The sequence below is a fragment of the Streptomyces sp. NPDC085927 genome, from assembly GCF_044540975.1.
In the GTDB taxonomy this organism is placed as follows: Bacteria; Actinomycetota; Actinomycetes; order Streptomycetales; family Streptomycetaceae; genus Streptomyces; species Streptomyces hirsutus.
The window spans coordinates 362,673-382,876 of sequence record NZ_JBITSN010000005.1 but is presented as its reverse complement, the minus strand read 5'-3'; the positions used below and the strand labels follow the sequence as shown (position 1 = coordinate 382,876).

Genomic DNA, 20,204 nt, shown 5'->3' with positions numbered 1-20,204 from the left:
CCCGCGGGGGGGGGGGGGGGGGGGGCGGGGCCCCGCGCCCCGGGGGGGCGGCGCCCCCGCCCCGGGGGGGGCCCCCGGGGGGGGGGCCCCCCCGCCGCGGGGGCTCTGCGCCGGCGTCAGGACTGGACCGCGGCTCCGGAGTCGATCAGGGCCGCGGCGTCCGCGACACCCCAGGAGGTGAGGACCTCACGCGTGTCCCGGCCCGGGGCCGGCGGCGGCCCGCCGAGGGTCGCCGCGCTCCGGGAGAACCTGGGTGCCGGGGCCGCCTGCAGCACGCCCTCACGCTCCACCAGCGTGCCCCGTGCCCGCAGGTGCGGATGGGCGGCCGCCTCCTCCAGACCCACCACCGGGGCGACACAGGCGTCCGAGTCCGCGAAGATCTCGGTCCACTCCGCCTGTGTACGGCTGCGGAAACGCTCCGCCAGGCGGCCGCGCAGGGCGGGCCAGCCGCTGCGGTCGTGCTGGCGGGCCGGGTCCTCGTCCAGGTCCAGCAGGCGCAGCAGTTCGCGGTAGAACCTGCCCTCCAGCGCCCCCACGGCCAGGTGACGGCCGTCCGCGGTCTCGTACACCGCGTAGAACGGCGCGCCTCCGTCGAGCAGGTTGACGCCGCGCTCGTCCTGCCAGGTTCCGGTCGCCATCATCGTGTGCGTTCCGGAGAGCAGGTGGGCGACGCCGTCGACGATCGCCGCGTCCACGACCTGGCCGCGTCCGTCGCGCTCGGCCTCGCGCAGGGCCGCGAGCACCCCGATCACCAGGTACGCGCCGCCCCCCGCGAAGTCGCCGACGAGGTTCAGCGGGATCTGGGGTGCCCCGCCGGCCTCCCCCATGGCGTGCAGTGCGCCGGTCACGGCGACGTAGCCGATGTCGTGGCCGGCGGTCTGCGCCAGCGGTCCCGTCTGGCCCCAGCCGGTCATGCGCCCGTAGACCAGGCGCGGGTTCCGTTCCAGGCACGTGTCCGGCCCCAGGCCCAGGCGCTCGGCGACGCCCGGCCGGTATCCCTCCATGAGGACGTCGGCGCCGGCGACCAGGGCGAGCGCGGCCTCCACGGCCTCCGGCCGCTTCAGGTCGAGGACGACGGACTTCTTGCCCCGGTTGAGGACGTCCGTACGCTCATGGCCGGGGAAGAACTCGCCGCCGCCGGGCCGGTCGACACGGATCACCTCGGCACCGAGGTCGGCCAGGGTCATCGCGGCGAACGGGCACGGCCCGATGCCGGCCAGCTCCACCACGCGGAGTCCTGTCAAAGGTCCAGTAGTCACCGGTCACCCACATCCTTCAGACCACGCCGGAACTCGGAAGCCGACTGTTTAATTTATAATAGATTCAAGACAGGGAAAGCAACCGTCGTCCACCTCCGAGGAGATCCCATGCCCCACACGGACCCGACGGCTCCGCCCGCCCGGCGCCCCCGGTACGATCTCGACCTTCTGGTCTCCGTCTCGGCGCGGGTGTTCAACGAGCGCGGCTACGACGGCACGAGCATGGAGGACCTCTCCCGGGCGACCGGGCTCGCGAAGTCCGCCATCTACCATCACACCGCGGGCAAGGAGCAGTTGCTGCGGCTGGCCCTGGACCGCGCCGTGGTCCCCCTCTTCGCCGTCGCCGAGGAGAGCCTGGCCCGGCCGGAGCGGGCGGCCGGCCGGCTCCGGCATCTGGTGACCGGTCAGGTCGGGTTGCTGATCGACGCGCTGCCGTACGTCTCACTGCTGCTGAGAGTGCAGGGCAGCACGGAGACCGGGCGGTGGGCGCTCCGTCAGCGGCGCGCGTTCGACCGCATCGTCGCGGATCTGGTCGCGGAGGCCACGGCCGAGGGGGATCTCGCGCCCGGTCCGGATCCGCGTCTCGTCAGCCGGCTGCTGTCCGGCATGGTCAACTCGATCGCCGAGTGGTACCAGTCGACGGACGACGAGGATCTCACGCAGGCCCGCCGGGGCGAGCTGGCCGACGCGGTGCTGCGCATGGCCTTCGAAGGCCTCCGGCCCGAGGCGAGGCCCTGACGCCGGTGCGGCGGTGCGGCCGAGGAGCAGGTCCATGACCGCACCGTGCGGATGCGTGCTCCGGCTTCAGGCCATGACGGCCACGTACCGCCAGTCCAGCACGTCCTGGCCGTCACGGCCCTCGCGACCGTCGTGGCCGTCCCGGTCGCTTCCCGTCGTGTCCCTGCGGACGAGGGACCGCAGGTGGACGAGGCCGCCGCCGTCCGGCAGCGGCTCCAGCCGTTCCACCGTGATGTCGCTGCGCAGGGTGTCGCCCTCGCGGACCGGGCCGATGTGGTCGCAGCCGTGCCAGCCGGCGACGGTGACCAGGTTGGGCAGCGCCCGTGCGGCCTGCGACAGCGCGATGCCGATGGTGTGTCCGCCGTACACCAGACGTCCCGCCCCGCCGGCGGCCCGCTCGTCGTGGTGCACCTGCGCCACGTTGAGGGTGAGCCTGGCCAGTTCGGGGGCGCTGGAGATCACGTCGCCGCCGCCGACCCGCAGACTCGATCCCTCCTTCAGGTCCTCGAAGTGCACTCCGGGATTGCGGGTCCGGAAGCGGTCGAGCCGCCAGCCTGCGGCCAGGCCGGTGAGAGCGGAGGCCGAGGGGGGCTCGCCCACGGTGTCCAGTTCCGCGTCCTGACCCGTCACCCGGTCCGGATCGCGCAGCGGGAGCATGGCGCACCGCCAGAAGTCCAGCACCGGCCTGCCCTCCTGGTCCGCCGTGGTGATCCGCAGCGCGGCCAGTCCGGTGGCACGGCGGCCGGGGCGCGGCCGGTTCTGCCGGAGCGCGACGACCTCGGTGGACGTGCGCAGGGTGTCGCCGATCAGGGGCGCCCGGTGGAACACCAGACCCCGGTAGAACAGGTTGGCCTTCACGTGGTGCGTGGCGAGCGTCGACTGTCCGATCGCCACGTCCCAGACCAGCGCGGGGTGCGCGAGGGGCGCGGCGCCGGTGACCTCCTCGCTCAGCGCGGCGTCCAGGGGCAGGCGGAGGCGGTCACCGACGATCGTCTGGTGCGCGGCGGCGTGGCCGGTCGACAGGGTGAGCCCGGGGGCGGTGTCGAAGACCTGCCCGACCTGGAGCTCCTCGAAGTACGGACCCTCCGCGACCGTGTCGGGAGCGGTGGTTTCGGCTGCCGGTTCCGTACGCGTCATCGGCCGGGCCCGCCTTCCGCACCCGACACCGAGGGCACTGCGGTCGTCTCGGACACTGTGGTCACTTCGGGTGCTCCTGTCGCTCCGGGCGCTCGGGCGAGGACGCGGCGGGCCGCGACGGCCACGGCCTCGTCGAGCATCTGTCCGTTCAGGGTCGTCGCGCCCGCGCCCCGTCCCGCCGCTTCGTCCAGGGCGTCGAGCACGGCTCGGGCATGGTCGATCTCCGGGCCGGACGGGGTGAACACGGCGTTGACCGTTTTGAGCTGGCGGGGGTGGATCACCCACTTCCCGTCGAATCCCAGATCCCGTGCCCGGCGTACACGGTCCCCGAACTCCTCGTCGTCGGCGACGCCGAGGAACGGGCCGTCGACGGCCGCCAGTCCCGCCGTCCGGGCGGCGACGAGCAGGGTTTCCTGCGTCCACAGCCAGCTGTCCGGCGGCGCCTGCGCGCCACGGCCGAGCGAGGCTCCCAGGTCGGCGTAGCCGAGGATCAGCGCGGTCAGACGGGGGGACGCGGCGGTGATCTCACGGAGGTTGGCGAGTCCTGCGGCGGTCTCGATCAGCGCCTGCACCGTGATCGGCGCGCGGCGGCCGGCCGCGGCCTCGGCACCGTCGAGCAGCCGGTCGACGAATTCCAGGTCGCCCGGGCTCTCCACCTTGGGCACCACGAGGGAGAGGGGCAGCTCGCCGGCCGCGGCGCAGGTCTGGATGTCCAGGTGGCACCAGGGGGTGCGCGGCGCGTTCACCCGCACGGCCACCCGTGGCGCGCCGCGGGGACGGTCCGGGTGGCCGAGGGCGGCGCCGACGGCCGCGCGGGCCGCGTCCTTGCCCGCTTCGGGCACCGCGTCCTCGAGGTCGAGGACGATCTCGTCGGCCTCCGCCTGCCAGGCCTTGGCCAGCTTGCGTTCGTCGCCCCCGGGCACCGAGAGGCACGACCTGCGCCGGGCCGGGCCGCTGTGCTCGGCCCTGCCGGGAACCAGTCGGGACACCGTCACGTCGGACCCTCCTCAGCCGTGATCACGCCACGCTTCCCGCGCAACGCCGGATTTAATTTATACTATGTTAAAAACTGGGCAAGGCGGCAGCTCCACCGAGGTGCACCAGCTCACAGGCCGTACGCCCGCCCCCCACAAGGAGGACCAGACCGGTGAATTCGACCACGCGCAGCTCCACCCCTTCCGGGCCGCGGCGGCTGCCGGCGGGCACAGGCCGCCGAACGGCGCCGTATGATCGGCCGATGCCCCGGAAAACCACCAAGTCGGCCGCGAGAGGCGCCGATCCGAAGTCGCGGCGCACCCGCGAGCGGATCCTGGACGCCGCGGCGCACGTGCTCAGCCGCAAGGGATACGCGGGCACCCGCCTGGGCAACATCGCCGAGCAGGCGCAGCTCCAGGCCCCCGCGATCTACTACTACTGGCCGTCCCGCGAAGAGCTGATCGAAGAGGTCATGTGGGTGGGCGTCCAGCGTCTGCACCAGCATGTCGCCGAGGTCCTCGACGCGCTGCCGGCCGGGACGCCGCCGATGGACCGGATCGGCGCCGCGGTCGAGGCGCACCTGCACGTCGCCCTCCAGCTCTCGGACTTCGCCACCGCCGTCATCCGCAACTCCGGCCAGATCCCGGAGGAGATCCGCACGCGCCACAGTGCCGAGGACGCCAAGTACGGAACGCTGTGGCGAGGGCTCATCCAGGACGCGGACGCCGACGGCGAGATCAGGTCGGACCTCGACCTCCGCACCGCGCAGCGGCTGGTCATGGGAGCGCTCAACTGGACGGCGGAGTGGTGGAATCCCGAACGTGACTCGTTCGACATCACGGTGCGCACCGCCCGGTCGATGGTCCTGCACGGACTGAGCAGCAGGTCCCACGTCACGGACCCGCGGACGGACTGACCGGGGCACCGTGCCGTGCCGTCAGGCCGTGGCCGCTCCGGGCCCGTCCGGGCGCAGGTCGATGCCCATGGCACCACGAGGTCACGGGGCGGGCGGCATGCGGTAGACCGAGACGTGGGAGCGCGACTCGGCCGTGAAGGGGGCGCCGGTCCAGTCCGCGCGCCTGGTCTCCAGGCCGAAGCCGGCCAGCTGGGCCATGAGGTCGAGTTCGGCCGGCCAGATGTAGCGGTGCGGGGTGCGGTCCAGCCGCGCCGTCCGGGTTCCGTCGAACCCGAAGTGGTGCGACACCACGTGCTGGTGCAGCACGTCGTACGTGTCCAGGAGATGTAGCCGGGTTCGGACCGCATGACCGTGGCCGCCTGGCCCGGTGGGAGCCTGCGCAGCTCCGGCACCCAGAACTCGATCACGAACCGGCCGCCGGGAACGAGGTGGCGGGCCGCGTTGCGGAAGCACTCGACCTGCTCGGCCTGGGTGAGCAGGTCGGCGATCGTGTTGTGGACGAGGTGGACGAGGCGGTACTCCCCCGACGCGAGGGTGGTCGCCATGTCACCGAGGACCACCGGGATCGTCGCCTCGTCCGCCTTGGTGCGCAGCTGCTCCAGCATCGGGCGCGACAGCTCGATGCCGGTGACGGGAACACCTCGCTCGGCGAGGGGTACCGCCACCCTGCCGGTCCCGACGGCGAACTCGAGTGCCGCTCCGCCCTCGGCGAGCCGGGTGAGCCGGTCCACGGTCGGTCCCAGGGTCTCGGGCGCGAACATGCCGGTCCCGGGTGTGTCGTAGCGCTGTGCGGCGTCGGCATCCCAGATGTCCTGCTGCTGCGTGCTGTCAAAGCTCCCCGGCTGCCGGTGTGTTGTCCAACGGATTTCGGGGCGCGGTGGGTCCGCCGTGCGGTGCGGGGGCGGCAGCGGCGGTGGGTGGGGCAGCCGCGGCGGTGGTGTACCGGCGGCCCAGGCGGGCGAAGGCGGCCTTGAGTTCAGGCGGGCCGACGACCTCGATGCCGGCGTCGAAGAGGCCGACGGTGGCGGCGAGGCCCGCCCAGGACCACGCGCCCAGGGTGAGCCGGCAACGGTCGGGACCGAGTTCCTCGACGACTCCGTCGCGGGCGTAGCGGGACACCTCGGCGGCGGGCAGATCGAGGATCACCTGGCCGCGGCAGGGCCACTCCCCCGACCCGTCGGAGCCCCGGAACCTGGCGGCGACGAAGCGGGACACCTCTCCTCCGGGCAGTTCTCGCGGAGTGAAGCGGGGACCCGCGGGGGTCCGTGGGGTGATCCGGTCCGCCCGGAAGGTGCGCCAGTCCTCGCGGTCCAGGTCCCAGGCGACGAGGTACCAGCGTCCGCCCCGGGTGACGAGATGGTGCGGCTCCACCCGGCGGGGCGGGGGTCCCGGGGGGTCCTGGGCGACCGTTTCGGGCGGAAAAGCGGGGGTGTAGTAGAAGCGCAGTACCTGGCGGGCGTGGACCGCGTCACTGAGCGTCATGAGCACGCTGCTGTCGGCCTGGAGGTCCGGGCGGACTCCCGGCCGTTCGACCGCGGTGACCTGAAGGGTGTCGACGCGGTGGCGCAGCCGGGCCGGCATCACCTGGCGGACGGTGTTCAGCGCGCGTACCGCGGCCTCCTCGATGCCGGCGCCGGTGGTGGTGGCGATCCGGAGCGCGACCGCGAGGGCGACGGCCTGTTCGTCGTCGAACAGCAGCGGCGGGAGATCCGTACCGGCGCCGAGCCGGTAACCGCCGTCGGGACCCTTGACGGCCACGATGGGGTAGCCGAGCTCGCGCAGCCGGTCGACGTCGCGGCGCACGGTGCGCGGGCTGACGCTCAGCCGCTCGGCCAGCAGCGCCCCCGGCCAGTCCCGGCGCGCCTGGAGCAGGGAGAGCAGTGCCAGCAGTCGCGCTGATGTCTTCGGCATGGCGTCCATGATGCCTCCGGTAGAGGACACACCCTGACCTCTACGGCTGTCACGGTGGTCCCGTACCGCAGGACGACAAGCGCGACCCGGAAGGCTTCCTCACCATGACCACCACCACGGACAGCACCCCCACGACCGCCACCGGCATCGCCGCCACGGCCGCGAGCGCTCCCCGGTCCGCCGTCGGCGAGGAGCGGGCCGATCTGCTCGCCTCGCTCGCGTCCGCCCGCTCCGCCCTGACCGCCACGACGCGAGGGCTGAGCGACGAGCAGGCGGGGGAGCGGCCCACGGTCGGCGCGCTGTGCCTGGGCGGGCTGATCAAGCACGTCGCCTCCATCGAGGAGGAGTGGATGCGTTTCGTTCTCGAGGGACCCTCGGCGATGCGCCACGACCTGCCCGACGGTGTCACCTGGGCCGACCTCGCGGCCGGTACCGCACGCGAGATCCCGCAGTGGGCGATCGACCACCGCAACGCCTTCCGGATGCTGCCCGGCGAGACCCTGGCCGGGATCGTCGCCCGGTACGAGCGGGTCGCCGTCCGGAGCGAGGAGATCATCGCCTCCGTGCCCGACCTGTCGGCGGCGCACCCGCTGCCCGAGGCGCCGTGGAACGAGCCGGGAGCGGTGCGCAGCGTGCGCCGGGTGCTGACGCACCTCATCGCGGAGACGTCCCAGCACGCCGGGCACGCGGACATCCTGCGCGAGACGCTGGACGGACAGACGTCGAGCTGACGGGCGGGCGGGGCCTGTCCCGCCCCGGGCCCGGCCCCGCCCTTCGCACGGCCTGCCTCTCGCACGGCCTGTCTCTCGCACGGCCTGTCTCTGGTACGGAATCGAAGGAAGTCGAAAGGAACGGTGTCATCGTGACGAATCAGGTGCCGGCGCGCTGCGGGGTCGTCCAGTGACCGTGCTGGACGTCCGGGCACTCAACCGTGCGACGCTCGCCCGGCAGTTGCTGCTCGGCCGCGCCGACCTGCCGGCGCTCGACGCCGTGGCCCACCTCGGGGGTCTGCAGGCGCAGGAACCGCAGGAGCCGTTCGTCGGGCTCTGGTCGCGGCTGCGGGGGTTCGAGGCACCGGAGTTGTCGGGGCTGCTGACGGGGCGGCGGGTGGTGCGGGCCCATCTGATGCGCCGGACGGTGCATCTCGTCACGGCCGACGATCTGCTGGCCCGGCGGGCCCGGCACGACGCCATGCTGCGCCAGCGGGTCCTCGGCGTCTACCGCCGCGAGCTCGCCGGGGTCGATCTCGGTGCACTCAAGGCGGCGGGAACGGAGTTGATGTCCGACGGCGAGCCGCGTTCGATGGGTGCCCTGGCACGGGAGCTCGCCGGGCGCTGGCCGGAGCCGGGGCCGCGCGCGCTGGGAGAGATGCTGCTCGCCGCCCTGATCCCGGTGGTGCAGCTGCCGCCGCGCGGGCTGTGGCGGACGAAGGGCGGGGTGCGCAATGCCCTGGTCACCTCGTGGCTGGGCCGTGACGTCGACCCGCTCCCCGCGGACGGCTCGGACCCGGTGGGCCGGGCGCTGGTACGGCGCTATCTGACGGCGTACGGCCCCGCGGCCACGGCCGATCTGCGCGCATGGTCCGGCCTGGCCGGGCTGCCGGCCGCGGTCGCCGCGATGCGCGGGGAACTGGTGTCGTTCCGCGACGAGCGGGGGCGGGAGCTGCTGGACCTGCCCGGCCTGCCGCGCCCCGACGCCGCGACGCCGGCGCCGGTGCGGTTCCTGCCCGCGTTCGACAACGCGGTCCTCGGTTACCACGACCGCGGGCGCGTCATCGACGACGCGCACCGCGGCCTGTCGGTCACCGGCGCCCGGGTGGTGCTGGTCGACGGGCGGGCCGCCGCGACCTGGGAGTTCCAGGACGGCGCCGTGGTGGTCGCTCCACTGCGCCGCTTCTCGCGGGCCGAGCGGGCCGCCGTCGCCGCGGAGGGGAGCGCCCTTGCGTCGTTCCTCTCCGACCGGGACAGTGACCGCGTACGGTTCGACGCGTTCTGATCGCCACATCCCTGACGATCCGTCGGCGGGGTGGAACTGCGGGCGGGCCGGGTCGGCACCCTCCCGGTTCCCCCCGGAGTTCTGCCGGGGTTCCCTGCTGGTTCCGGCCCGGTTTCCTCCGGATCCGGCAGCGCGCGTTCCGTGCCGGTGACATACGGAAGGCATGCGTGTGAGGGTCTGGTGAGAGTCGTCGAGTGATGCATGAGGCATGCGTTTTGTGCATATGCAGCTGATAAGATCATCGGACTTTCAGCAGACTGACGGCGCGTCATGAACGCGTACGGGGGACAGTCTCTAAGGCCCCATCGTCAAGGAGTGAGGTGTGGTCCACCCGTGGGCCCGAGCCGTTCGACGGCCGGGTCGCCCCGTACGGACCGGTGGACCTTCCGCACTCCCGGCGCGGTGCGACTTGAAGAGAGTCTCATGACGTCATTGATCCGGGATCCACTGTTGTGGATCTTGCTGGTAGTGCTCGTCGCTGCGGTGTTCGCAGTGATGAGGGCGCGGAGAACCAATCTGGCTCTCCGCAGAACGAGGAAGGACCTGGAAGCAAGCCTGGGGCAGACCCAGGGGCAACTCGCCCAGCAGCAGGGGCAGATCGCCGCGCTCAACGCGCGGCACCAGGGCGACCTCGCCGACGTCCGCGCGGATGCCGAGTCGTCGACCAAGGCCGTACTGAAGTCGGCGATGGGAACGCTGCAGTCCCTCGCCGAGGAGCAGCAGCTGCTGCTCGACGAGCTGCTGAAGAAGTACGGCAACGACACCGAGGTCCTCGCCGACCTGATGTCGGTGGACCACACCGGCAGCCAGTTCAGCCGCCGGGCCAAGGGGATCTCGGTCCTGTGCGGCGGATGGCTGGGCCGGCGTGACGGCGCGGCGACCGTGTACGACGTGGCGCGCAGCGCCCAGGGACGGATCAAGGACTTCAACCGGGTCGGCATCCACGCCCAGGTCAGCGTCTCCGTCTCCACCAAGGCCGTCGAACCGGTGGCCGTCGTGCTGGCCGAACTGCTGGACAACGCGACCACCTACAGTGCCCCGGGCACGCCGGTCGAGGTCAACATCCAGGCCGTTCCGACGGGTGTGTGCTTCATCGTCGACGATGCCGGGCTGGGCATGGACCAGGAGACCAAGGACCGGGCGGCGGCGCTGTTGTCCCCCGAGGGCGCGGTCGACATCACGAGTCTGGGCGATCCGCCCCGGTTCGGGTTCGCGGTGTGCGGCATGCTCGCGGCGCGGTACGGCTTCGCCGTCTCCGTAGGCTCGGTGTCCCCCTACGGCGGAGTGCGTGCAGTGATCCGTGTACCGGAAAGTCTCCTTGCCGCCGAGGCGCCCGCGCCTGCCGAGCCCGTCCAGGAAACCTCCGGGGAGGAGGCCGCCCCGCAGCGGCTCGCCCCCGTTCCGGTGGGTCCCTCCCATGTGGTGGGCAGGACCAACGGCGGGCTTCCCAAGCGGCGCCGGCGGCAGGGCCCCATCTCGGTGGTGCCCTCGCCGGACGCCACGGCCACTGCCGACGAGCCCACGCCCGAGCAGGCCAGCGAGGTGACCGCGTCGCGCCTCGGCGCGTTCGCCCGCGGAACCCAGCTCGGCCGGATCACGAACACCATGGAAGGACCTGATCAGCGGTGAACACCGACCTGTCGTGGGTGCTGAACGACGTGCTCGAGGTGCGCGGTGCCCGTCACGCCGTCCTCGTCTCGGGTGACGGCCTGCTGCTGCAGCGTTCGGACGACATCTCGCGTGACGACGCGGAGACGAACGCCGCGGCCATGAGTTCCATGCAGTCCCTCAGCCGCGCGGTCTCCGGTTTCGTCGGTTCGGGCAACGGCCTCTGGAAGCAGACGCTGCTGGAGTACGACGGGGGCTGGATCTTCCTGAGCGCCGCCGGTCAGGGCGCCTACCTGGCCGTCTCGGCGGCTCCCGACGTCGACATGGAAGCCGTGTCGTTCCGTATGCAGAAGACGGTGGTGGCGCTCAGCAAGGCGATGAGCGTCGCACCGCGCTCGACCGGTGGTGGCGCCTCATGACGGCTCCCGGCGAGGATGAATCCGTCTCCAGCGACTTCGTCCGCTCCTACGTCATCACCGGCGGACGGAGCCTGCCGTCCTCGGACGATCTTGCATTGCACACCCTCGTCACGCTGGCTCCCGAGCGGACTCCTCCGCTCGGGGCCGGGCCCGAAGTGACGGCGATCTGGGACCTGTGCGCGGGGGGCTACCTGTCGGTGGCCGAGGTGGCCGGCCACCTCGGGCTGCCGGTCGGGGTGGCCCGTCTGTTGCTGACCGACCTGTCCGAACAGGGGCACCTGCTCCACCGCGCCGAGCCGCCCCGGGCCCAGAACGTTGACAGAGCGACCCTCGAGAAGGTTCTGCATGGACTCCAATCCCTCATCAGCTGAGACGGCCCAGGGCTCCATCTACGTCTCCAGTGCGGTGACCAACGCCGCCAAGATCCTCGTCGTCGGGCATTTCGCCGTGGGCAAGACGACACTCATCGGGTCGCTGTCGGAGATCACTCCGCTGCGTACCGAGGAGAAGATGACCCAGGCCTCCGTACACGTCGACGACCTGCGGGGCGTGACGGGCAAGACCACCACCACGGTCGCCCTGGACTTCGGCCGTCTCACGCTGAGCGAAGACCTGGTGCTGTACCTCTTCGGCACCCCGGGGCAGCAGCGCTTCATGCAGCTGTGGGAGGACATGGCCCGCGGTGCGCTGGGAGCACTGCTGCTGGTCGATCCCGCGCGGCTGGAGGAGACGTTCCCCGTCATCGACCTCGTCGAGGGGTACGGCCTGGAGTACGCCATCGCCGTCAACACCTTCGACGCGTCCGCCACCTACAGCGAGGCGGAGGTGCGTGAGGCGCTCGACCTGCTCCCGGACACCCCCGTCGTCTACTGCGACGCCCGCGACCAGCGGTCCTCCGCCAAGGCACTGATCGCGCTGGTCCGGCATCTGCTCGAGCGCGCGGCCTGACCGCTTCGCGCCCACCCCGTCCGAGAGCTGACGCTCCCGGTTCATCAAGGAAGACTTCATGGATCTTCAGCAGACATCTGCGCCCGCGGGCAGCAGATGCCCCATGCACGACGCCTCGTTCGCCGCCGATCCGCAGGCGCTCTACGACCAGTTGCGGGCCCACGCTCCGGCCGGCCCGGTCGAGCTCGCCCCGGGTGCGGACGCCACGCTGGTCGTGGGGCACGAGATGGCGCTGCGCGTCCTGCAGAACACCGAGCTCTTCGCCCGCGACGCCCGCCGCTGGAAGGCCCTGAACGAGGGGCGCATCGGGATGGACAACCCGGTGCTGCCGATGATGGCGTACCGGCCGAACTGCCTGTTCACCGACGGCGCGGTGCACCTGCGGCTGCGCAAGGCGGTCACCGACAGCCTGGCCAGGCTCAACATCACCCGGGTCCGCCGTGACGTGGAGCCGATCGCCGACTACCTGCTCGACCAGTTCAGCGAGCGGGGCCGGGCCGACCTGCTCAACGACTACGCCAAGCTGCTGCCGCTGCTGCTGTTCAACAAGCTGTTCGGCTGCCCCGCGGACATCGGTGACACCCTCACCACCTCGATGTCCGCGATCTTCGACGGCAAGGACGCCCTGCGGGCCAACGAGGACCTCACCGCCTGCCTCATGGAGCTGATCGCCCTCAAGCGGCGCCAGCCGGGCGACGACGTCACCTCGTGGCTGATCCAGCACCCGGCCGGGCTGACCGACGAGGAGCTCAAGGACCAGCTGGTGATGCTGATGGGCGCCGGGGTGGAGCCCGAGCGCAACCTCATCGGCAACGCCCTGCTGCTGATGCTGTCCGGCGCGGGCGGCCGGCAGAGCGGCATGATGATCGAGGAGGCCCTCGACCACGTGCTGTGGAACGAGACCCCGATCGCCAACTACGCGACCCACTACCCGGTCCAGGACGTCGACCTGGGCGGCCATGTCGTGGAGGCGAACACCCCGGTCGTCATCTCCTTCGCGGGCGCCAACGGCGACCCCGCGCTCGCCGAGGCCCGCCGCGCCCACAGCAAGGGCGCGCATCTGGCGTGGGGGGCGGGACCGCACGCCTGCCCCGCCAAGGACCCGGCGACCGTGATCGCGACCACCGCGATCGAGCGGCTGCTCAACGCGCTGCCCGACCTGGCGCTGGCCGTGCCCCGGGAGGAACTGCAGTGGCGGCCGGGGCCGTTCCACCGGGCGCTGGTGACGCTGCCCGCGACCTTCAGCCCGTCACCGGCCACGCGCATGGCGGCGGCTCTGCAGAACCGTGCCTCGGCGCCCGGTGCGGAGCAGCCCATGGCCGTGGCACCGTCCGTCCCGATGCGGCAGGAACCGGGACGGAAGCGGGGATTCTGGAGCAGTTTCCTCGATGTCTTCCGTGTCTGATGCACTGCATGTGACAGGAGCAACACCCTGAGGCGCATGACGGAGGAGGGTGGAAGGGTAGGTTCCGGCGGAACCCGGCAGCATCCAGCCAAAGGAGCCCCGCGTGACCGCCGTTGGCGACATAGGTGGCATCAGCACCATTCCCGGCACCACGTCCACCGACCGCCGAGCCGTCATCTCCCTCCTCCGTCGACTGCGTTCCGACGAGGGCCAGACCAACCCCCTCCCCATCTGGGAGGAAATGCGCTCCATGGGGGACGTGGTGCGTGCCCCCTGGGGCGGCTACTTCGTCACCGGATTCGAGGCGTGCAGCCAGGTCCTGCGCGGCAGGAACTGGCTCGTCCCCGACTTCGCCTGGCAGGAGCGCCAGCCCGACCAGAAGCGCTGGGAGGCCCCGGCCACCCGCGAAATGACCAGGACCCTGCCCCGGCTCAACGCCCCCGCCCACACCTGCCAGCGGCGGGCCCTGGGCAATCCCTTCGACCGCTCCGCGCTCGAGGAACTGCGTCCCGCGGTCGCCGCCCTGGCCTCGGGCCTCCTCGACGGACTCGCGGACCGGCTGGAGGCCGACGGTGAGGCCGACTTCGGGACTCTCGTCGGTGAGCAACTGCCCATCCGCACCGTCGGCCGGTGGCTCGGCCTCGACCCGGAGGACCATGCGCGCATCCTGAGTTTCACCCACCGTCAGGTGTACGCGCAGGAGTTGCTCCCCACCAAGAGCGAACTGGCGATATCGGCCCAGGCCACCCTGGAGATGCGGGCCTACTTCACCGAACTGATCCGGCACCGCCGCGCGAACCCCGGCCACGACGCCCTCACCGGCTGGATCCACTACTGGGACGCCCGGTACCCGGACGACCGGGCCGCCGCGGACCGGATCATCTACGACCTGACGATGTTCATCACCATCGCCTCCCTGGAGACCAGCGCGGTGCTGATGACCAACGCCGTCTGGCTGCTGACCCAGGATCCGTCGCGCGCAGCCTGGCTGCGGCAGCATCCGGAGCACATCGACGACGCGATCGAGGAGACGCTGCGCTACGACCCTCCCGTGTTCGTCAACTCCCGGATCGCCGCCGACGACACCGTCCTCGCGGGGGTGCCCGTCGCGAAGGACACCACCGTCCACGTCCTGTACGGTTCCGCCGCCCACGACCCCCGCCGCAACCCGGACCCCGGTGTCTTCGACCTCCGGCGCAACGGGGGGCACCTCACCTTCGGCGGCGGCGCGCACTACTGCCTGGGAGCGGGCCTCGCCCGGCTCGAGGCACGTGAGCTCCTCACCCAGCTGCTGGAACGATTCCCCACCTTGCGGCCCTCCGCTCCCCCTTCGTACGACACCTCCCGTGTCGTCTTCCGCCGCATCACCTCCCTGAAAGTGACCGTATGAACACCCCGCTCCTGTCCGACGACCCCCACGATCCCGACGTCCGGATACTGAAGACCCTGCACACCCGCAGGCAGGGTCCTGTCCTCACCGTCGAGTTGAACGTTCCCGAGCAGGGCAACGTCGTCAGCGAAGCCATGCTGGACGACCTGCTCTCCGTGCTCGACGACCAGGACCCCTCGGTACGCGTCCTGGTGCTGACCGCCGCCGGGCAGGACTTCTGCCTCGGCGGGGACCGCGAAGAGTTCGCCGGACACCTCGCCCAGGACCCCACCGGCAACGGCATCCGCGTCTCCGGCGTCAAGGGCCGGCGGGTGTGCGACGCGCTGACGTCCCACCCCGCCGTCACCATCGCACGCGTCCAGGGCAGGGCCATCGGGGCCGGCTTCGCCCTCGCCCTCGCCTGCGACCTGCGGGTGGGTGCCGACACCGCGACCTTCCGGCTGCCCGAACTCGCCCTCGGTCTGCCCACGGCGTGGGGCGGCCTGCTGCCACGGCTGGTCAGTGAGGCCGGCGCCGCGTCCGTGCGCGAACTCATCCTCACAGGACGCCCCCTCGCCGCCCAGGAGGCCCTCGGCCTGTCGATCCTGCAGCGGGTCGTGCCCGAGGACGCGCTCGACGCCGCGGTCGACGAGTGGGCCAGACCACTGCTGCGGCGCTCGTTGCCTGCCGTGCGGGTCACCAAGACGCTGCTGAACTCCCTGACCGCCTCGACCCGTCTCGCCGACGCGTCGGTCCTGGATGCCGAGCTGATGGCGGCGGTCGCCAGCGAAGTGCACCATATGCGCACGACCCGCTGATCACGCTCTTCGCAGCGTCACCAGCCCACCGGCCCCTGGAACACGCCGACTTCCGGGGGCCGTTACTGTTCCCGTCGTCCTGGGCGGACCGCGGTCGAGGTCCGCGCCGGCCTCACTCGACGACCGCGACGGCCTCGATCTCGACCAGGTGGTCGGGGATGTCCAGTGCCTGTACGCCCACCAGCGTGGCCGGAGCCGCCGGGACGGTCCCCAGCTTCCGGGCGGCGCGGGTGGCGCCCTCCATGAACTGCGCCATCTTGTCGGGGGTCCAGTCGACGACGTAGGCCGTCAGTTTCGCGGCGTCGGCGAAGGTGGCGCCCGCCGCGGCCAGGGCGGTGGCGACGTTGAGGTAGCACTGCTCGACCTGGGCGGCGAGGTCGCCCGCGCCGACCGTGACGCCGTCGGCGTCCCATGCGACCTGCCCTGCGATGAAGACCATCCTGGAACCGGACGCGATCGCCACCTGCCGGTAGACGTCGATCTTGGGAAGTCCCTCGGGGTTGACCAGGGTGATGGCCATGCTGTCTGCCTCCTTGTGCTGTGAGCCCGCGGGCTCGCTGCCGCCGGGCCGGTGACGGCCCGGCGGTCGTGGTCACCTGTGGTTACTCGGAAACCGTAAGAGAGTGGCCGCTGACATGGAAGAACGCACTTTTCGGTAACTGGGGAACCTGGAGGTGACCCAGGTAGGGAAACCGCGTCACGCGGAAGCGCGTCCTGGGGAGAAGGATCATGTGGGCGGGGCGGCGGGACAACGGGGAGGAACGGGTGGGCGGCGGACGGTGGGGCGCGCGCGGCGGGTCGGTCCGGAGCCGGGGACGGGTGATCGCGGCGGCCGCGGCGCTGACGGCGGGGCTGCTGGTGTTCCACCGTGCGGTGCCCAACTCCGTGGGCCGGGCGGGCAGTCTGCTGGAGTCGTTCCTGCCCTGGCTGGGGCTGGTGGTCGTCGTGCTGTTCACGGCGGCGCTGGTGCGGCGTTCGGCGACCGCGCTGTCGGCCCTGCTGCTGCCGGTGACCGCCTGGACGTATCTCTTCGGCGGGCTGTTCCTGCCCGAACCGCGGGCCGGGGCGCGGGATCTGGTGGTGGTGCAGCACAACGTCAGTGACGAGAACACCGACCCGGCGGGTACCGCCCGTACCCTGGCCGGCGCCGGCCCCGACCTCATCGCGCTGGAGGAGCTGGTGCCGGCGGCGCTGCCGGTCTACCGGCGGACCCTCGCCCCGCGCTACCCGTACCACGAGGTCCGGGGCACCGTCGGGCTCTGGTCGAGGCATCCGCTCACCGATGCCCGGTTGCCGGACATCAAGCCCCGGGGGATCACGGAGCCGTGGAGCCGCGGGCTGCGGGCCGTGGTCAGCAGCCCGCACGGGGACATCGCGGTGTACGTCGCGCACCTGCCCTCGATCCGGATCGGGCCGGGCGGCCTCGCCTCGGCCCACCGGGACGAGAGCGCCCGCCTGCTGGGGCGGGCCCTTTCCGCCGAGGAGCTGGAGACCGTGATCCTGCTGGGCGACCTCAACGGCACCGTCGACGACCGCGGCCTGGCCCCGCTGACCTCCCGGATGAACGTGGCGGAACGCGGCTTCGCCCTCAGTTTCCCCGCCGGGCTTCCCCTGGCCCGCATCGACCAGGTGATGGCCCGCTCCGCCGCCGTCCGCCACATCCGCACCCTGTCCGGCACCGGCAGCGATCATCTCCCGGTCGCCGCGCGGATCACCCTCGACCGGAGCACCCGGCCGGAACGGCGGGCCTGACGGCGGGTCCGGAACAGGCAGGGTGCCTGGCTGCTCTTCCGACGGCCGGCCGGGTGACGCCCGGTCACCATCTCCCCGATGCCTGCCCACGTCGGCCGGACGGGGTCGGTGGACACCTGCGGGGCCCTGCCGACCACGCCCGGTTCCGCGTCGCCGGTGGAGTACCGGTCCGACAGCGGGCCGGCCTGGTTCGTCGGCCGGACGGCACGAGGCCGGGTCCCCGGAGCCGTCGCCGTCGCGCGGCCGGTCGTGTGAGCGTGCACGCGGCGGAGGGTGCCGTGAGGCAGACTGATTCCATGGGCGAACTCAATGCCCCCGGGGCGCCGTCACAGTGGTTCCCTCCGGAGCCGGAGAGCGTGGCGGAGGCCCGGCGGTTCGTCCGGGCCACGCTCGACGGTGCCGCACCGGACACGTTGGACACCGCGCAGCTCCTGGTCAGCGAGCTGGTGACGAACGCGGTGCTGCACGCACGCACCGAAATCGAGGTGACGGCCCGGTCCGGTGACGGCGGGGTCCTGGTGCGGGTGAGCGATCGGCGGCCGGAGCGCGGGCTCGTGCCGTACGGGAGCCCCGCGTACACCGGTACGGGGCAGGGGCTGGCGCTGGTCGAGCGGCTGGCGTCCCGGCACGGCGTCGACACGGACGACGCGGTCAAGACGGTGTGGTTCGAGCTGCGGCCCGAGGGATCGCCGTCGCCGCCACCGTCGGACGGGTGGGCGACCGCCGCACCCCGCTTCGGGCAGGGTGAGACCGTGACGCTCCTCGATGTGCCGGCGGCGCTCTGTCTGACCTGCACGCAGCACCGGCACACGCTGCTGAACGAGCTGGTCCTGGCCCTGGCCTCCGGGGACGTCCCGGGCGTGACGGCGGAGGACCTCGCGGTCGCCCTGGACCTGAACGACGTGATCAGTGCGGGTGTGACGGCCGCGCTGCACCGGCAGCACACCGAGGCGGAGTTCGGTTCCCTGCCCCTGTGGGTGCCGTCGGACTCCGGACCTCCGATGGAGATCTTGCGCGAGGTTCTCGACGTGGCCGAGGAGGCCGCCCGTGACGAGCGCCTTCTGACGCTGCCGGCGCTTCCGCGCGGGCGCGGCTTCCAGGAGTGGCTGTTCGACCAGATCGGCGGCCAGCTCGCCGGGGGGCGCCCCACGGCGTGGACGGTGATGCCCCGGGAACCGGGCGCCGGCACCTCGGAGCCGGTGCTGTGGGACGCCGGGCAGGTGCAGGCCGGCCGGGTCGCGACGATCGCCGCCGACGAGTCGAACCGGATCATCGCGGTCAACGAGTCGGCGGCGGCCCTGCTCGGCTGGACCGCGGACGATCTCGTCGGGCGGCCGCTCACCGCGCTCATCCCGGAGCATCTCCGCAGACGTCACACCATGGCTTTCACGTCCCTGCTGCTCAGCGGGCAGCCCCGGATCCTGGGCCGGTCGCTGCCGCTCCCCGCGCTGCACCGCGACGGTGGGCTGATCCCCGTCCGGCTGTTCGTCGAGAGCCAGGAGACCGGCGACGGTCACACCGTGTTCGTGGCCCGGCTCTCTCCGAGAGGGTCCTCACCCCCGGTGCGTCCGCCCGGCCGGTTCCGGGCCGGGGCCCTGCGGGAGGCGGGCGGTGCCCCCTGGTCCGCCTCACACGGGCAGGACCGGAGAACGGGCATGGGCCGGGCCGACGGCGCGTCCGAGCTGGAACGGCTTTCCCTGCTGGCCGAGACGGGGGCCACGCTGAGCACCCTTCCGGACCTGAACGAGGGCCTGCGACGGGTGGGCCGGATCCTGACCCGGTGGCTGGCCGACTGGTGCCTCGTGGACCTGGTCACCACGCAGGACGAGGTGGAGCGGGTCTGCGTCATGCACCGTGCGCCCCAGGGTCCCTGGCCCGAGGAGTACGAGGGCCGGCTTCCGCCGCTGTCCGAGACCTCCCAGGGGCCGCTGGCCCGCGTACTGCGCGGGGCGGGCCCCCTGCTGTTCACCGAACTCCCGCTCCCGGGCCGGGCCGTGAGCCCGCTGGACGCCCACTACGTGGAGCTGTTCCGGAAACTGGGTGCGAACAGCGCGGTGGTCGCCCCGCTCCGGTCGCCCCGGAAGGTCATCGGCGCGCTCACCCTCGTCCGGAAGGGGCGGGGAAGGCCGTTCACCGAGGAGGACCTGCCGCTGGTCAACGACCTGGTGCGCGCCATCGGCCTGCGGGTGGACAACGCCCGCCTCCACCAGGAGACGCGGAAGATCGCCGAACGCCTCCAGCGTTCGCTCCTGCCGGCGCTGCCCGAGATCCCGCGTCTCCAGCTGGCCGCCCGCTACGCGGCCTCCTCCGCCACGGCCGAGGTCGGCGGCGACTGGTACGACTGCTTCGCCCTGCCCGACGGGGACACGGCGCTGGTCATCGGCGACGTCGCCGGGCACGACCTCGACGCCGCCATCGCCATGAGCCAGCTGCGCAGCATGCTGCGCGGTATCGCCGTGGACCGTCAGGAGCCGCCGGGGGAGGTTCTGCGCCGCCTGGACATGGCGAACCACACCCTGTACCAGGAGGCCACCGCGACCTGCGTCTACGGCCTGATCAAGAAACTCGGGCACGGCCTCTGGGAGTTCGTGCACTCCTCCGCGGGCCATCTGCCGCCGCTGCTCGTCGGCCCGAACGGCCGCACCCGCTACCTGGAGGACGGGGCGGGACTGCTGCTCGGCATCGACCCCGAGCGGGTCCGTCCCCAGGCCAATGACGCGATCCCGGCCGGCTCGACCGTGCTGCTGTACACCGACGGCCTCATCGAACGCCGCACCGAGTCCCTGGACCATGCCCTGGACCGGCTCCGCGGACACGCCGCCGGGCTGGCCCACGAGCCCCTCGACGTGTTCTGCGACGAGTTGCTCATCGGACTGGCCGCCGGCAGCGACGACGACATCGCGGTCCTCGCGGTCCGCCCCGGGCCTCCGCCCTGACAGGCGCGTGCGGCGAGG

Annotated in this window: 19 protein-coding genes and 1 pseudogene; 14 read left to right on the top strand and 6 right to left on the bottom strand. The window is 72.3% G+C overall.

Annotation, left to right across the window (positions count from 1 at the left end; genetic code table 11):
- Positions 1-116: 116 nt before the first annotated feature.
- Entirely contained in the window at positions 117-1,244 is a 1,128-nt protein-coding gene (locus tag ACIF80_RS16310) for a CaiB/BaiF CoA transferase family protein (protein ID WP_399805293.1), read from the bottom strand.
- 123 nt (positions 1,245-1,367) lie between these two features.
- Between ACIF80_RS16310 and ACIF80_RS16305 the strand changes: the two genes are divergently transcribed.
- On the top strand, positions 1,368-1,997 hold the full coding sequence (locus ACIF80_RS16305) for a TetR/AcrR family transcriptional regulator (protein WP_399804798.1): 630 nt from the start codon (positions 1,368-1,370) through the stop codon (positions 1,995-1,997).
- A 66-nt stretch (positions 1,998-2,063) separates the two neighbouring features.
- On the opposite strand, the gene ACIF80_RS16300 is transcribed toward ACIF80_RS16305, so the two are convergent.
- Both ACIF80_RS16300 and ACIF80_RS16295 read right to left on the bottom strand, forming a co-directional pair.
- On the bottom strand, positions 2,064-3,134 hold the full coding sequence (locus tag ACIF80_RS16300) for a MaoC family dehydratase (RefSeq protein WP_399804796.1): 1,071 nt from the start codon (positions 3,132-3,134) through the stop codon (positions 2,064-2,066).
- Positions 3,131-4,129 (bottom strand): HpcH/HpaI aldolase/citrate lyase family protein, encoded by a 999-nt coding sequence (locus ACIF80_RS16295; protein ID WP_399804793.1) that lies wholly within the window; start codon positions 4,127-4,129, stop codon positions 3,131-3,133. Before ACIF80_RS16295 ends, ACIF80_RS16300 begins: the two co-directional genes overlap by 4 nt.
- Positions 4,130-4,371: 242 nt before the next feature.
- Here ACIF80_RS16295 and ACIF80_RS16290 point away from each other — a divergent pair, with 242 nt between their 5' ends.
- Entirely contained in the window at positions 4,372-5,025 is a 654-nt protein-coding gene (locus ACIF80_RS16290; protein WP_399804791.1) for a TetR/AcrR family transcriptional regulator, read from the top strand.
- 81 nt (positions 5,026-5,106) lie between these two features.
- On the opposite strand, the pseudogene ACIF80_RS16285 reads toward ACIF80_RS16290, so the two are convergent.
- Both ACIF80_RS16285 and ACIF80_RS16280 read right to left on the bottom strand, forming a co-directional pair.
- Positions 5,107-5,786: pseudogene (locus ACIF80_RS16285) on the bottom strand (class I SAM-dependent methyltransferase).
- A 67-nt stretch (positions 5,787-5,853) separates the two neighbouring features.
- Positions 5,854-6,936 carry a helix-turn-helix transcriptional regulator gene (locus tag ACIF80_RS16280; RefSeq protein WP_399804790.1) on the bottom strand — a complete coding sequence of 361 codons (1,083 nt, stop codon included), beginning with the start codon at positions 6,934-6,936 and terminating at the stop codon, positions 5,854-5,856.
- A 104-nt stretch (positions 6,937-7,040) separates the two neighbouring features.
- Between ACIF80_RS16280 and ACIF80_RS16275 the strand changes: the two genes are divergently transcribed.
- From ACIF80_RS16275 to ACIF80_RS16235, 9 genes are all read left to right on the top strand, one after another.
- The gene (locus ACIF80_RS16275; RefSeq protein ID WP_399804788.1) at positions 7,041-7,667 is read left to right on the top strand and encodes a DinB family protein; all 627 of its coding nucleotides are present in this window, start codon (positions 7,041-7,043) and stop codon (positions 7,665-7,667) included.
- Between the two features lie 169 nt (positions 7,668-7,836).
- A complete protein-coding gene (locus ACIF80_RS16270; RefSeq protein ID WP_399804785.1) occupies positions 7,837-8,931 on the top strand; it encodes a winged helix DNA-binding domain-containing protein in 1,095 nt (364 codons plus the stop codon).
- Positions 8,932-9,354: 423 nt separating this feature from the next.
- Positions 9,355-10,560: an ATP-binding protein gene (locus ACIF80_RS16265; RefSeq protein ID WP_399804783.1), complete on the top strand. Its 1,206-nt coding sequence runs from the start codon at positions 9,355-9,357 to the stop codon at positions 10,558-10,560.
- Complete coding sequence (locus ACIF80_RS16260; RefSeq protein ID WP_399804780.1) at positions 10,557-10,958, top strand: roadblock/LC7 domain-containing protein; 402 nt, start codon at positions 10,557-10,559, stop codon at positions 10,956-10,958. Before ACIF80_RS16265 ends, ACIF80_RS16260 begins: the two co-directional genes overlap by 4 nt.
- Entirely contained in the window at positions 10,955-11,329 is a 375-nt protein-coding gene (locus ACIF80_RS16255) for a DUF742 domain-containing protein (RefSeq protein WP_399804778.1), read from the top strand. The genes ACIF80_RS16260 and ACIF80_RS16255 overlap by 4 nt, the downstream gene beginning before the upstream one ends.
- Positions 11,304-11,906: a GTP-binding protein gene (locus tag ACIF80_RS16250; protein ID WP_399804776.1), complete on the top strand. Its 603-nt coding sequence runs from the start codon at positions 11,304-11,306 to the stop codon at positions 11,904-11,906. The genes ACIF80_RS16255 and ACIF80_RS16250 overlap by 26 nt, the downstream gene beginning before the upstream one ends.
- 103 nt (positions 11,907-12,009) lie before the next feature.
- Positions 12,010-13,311: a cytochrome P450 gene (locus ACIF80_RS16245; RefSeq protein WP_399805291.1), complete on the top strand. Its 1,302-nt coding sequence runs from the start codon at positions 12,010-12,012 to the stop codon at positions 13,309-13,311.
- A gap of 103 nt (positions 13,312-13,414) precedes the next feature.
- Entirely contained in the window at positions 13,415-14,701 is a 1,287-nt protein-coding gene (locus ACIF80_RS16240; RefSeq protein ID WP_399804774.1) for a cytochrome P450, read from the top strand.
- A complete protein-coding gene (locus ACIF80_RS16235) occupies positions 14,698-15,498 on the top strand; it encodes an enoyl-CoA hydratase/isomerase family protein (RefSeq protein ID WP_399804771.1) in 801 nt (266 codons plus the stop codon). Before ACIF80_RS16240 ends, ACIF80_RS16235 begins: the two co-directional genes overlap by 4 nt.
- Before the next feature lie 112 nt (positions 15,499-15,610).
- Here ACIF80_RS16235 and ACIF80_RS16230 read toward each other — a convergent pair whose 3' ends face one another.
- Complete coding sequence (locus ACIF80_RS16230) at positions 15,611-16,018, bottom strand: RidA family protein (protein WP_399804768.1); 408 nt, start codon at positions 16,016-16,018, stop codon at positions 15,611-15,613.
- Between the two features lie 209 nt (positions 16,019-16,227).
- On the opposite strand from ACIF80_RS16230, the gene ACIF80_RS16225 reads away from it, so the two are divergent.
- The 3 genes from ACIF80_RS16225 (at position 16,228) to ACIF80_RS16215 (ending at position 20,186) form a co-directional block, all read left to right on the top strand.
- Entirely contained in the window at positions 16,228-17,250 is a 1,023-nt protein-coding gene (locus tag ACIF80_RS16225) for an endonuclease/exonuclease/phosphatase family protein (RefSeq protein WP_399804766.1), read from the top strand.
- Positions 17,251-17,328: 78 nt separating this feature from the next.
- Positions 17,329-17,505, top strand: coding sequence for a hypothetical protein (locus ACIF80_RS16220; RefSeq protein WP_399804763.1), 177 nt, complete (start codon positions 17,329-17,331; stop codon positions 17,503-17,505).
- Positions 17,506-17,546: 41 nt separating this feature from the next.
- The gene (locus ACIF80_RS16215; RefSeq protein ID WP_399804761.1) at positions 17,547-20,186 is read left to right on the top strand and encodes a SpoIIE family protein phosphatase; all 2,640 of its coding nucleotides are present in this window, start codon (positions 17,547-17,549) and stop codon (positions 20,184-20,186) included.
- Positions 20,187-20,204: the final 18 nt, after the last annotated feature.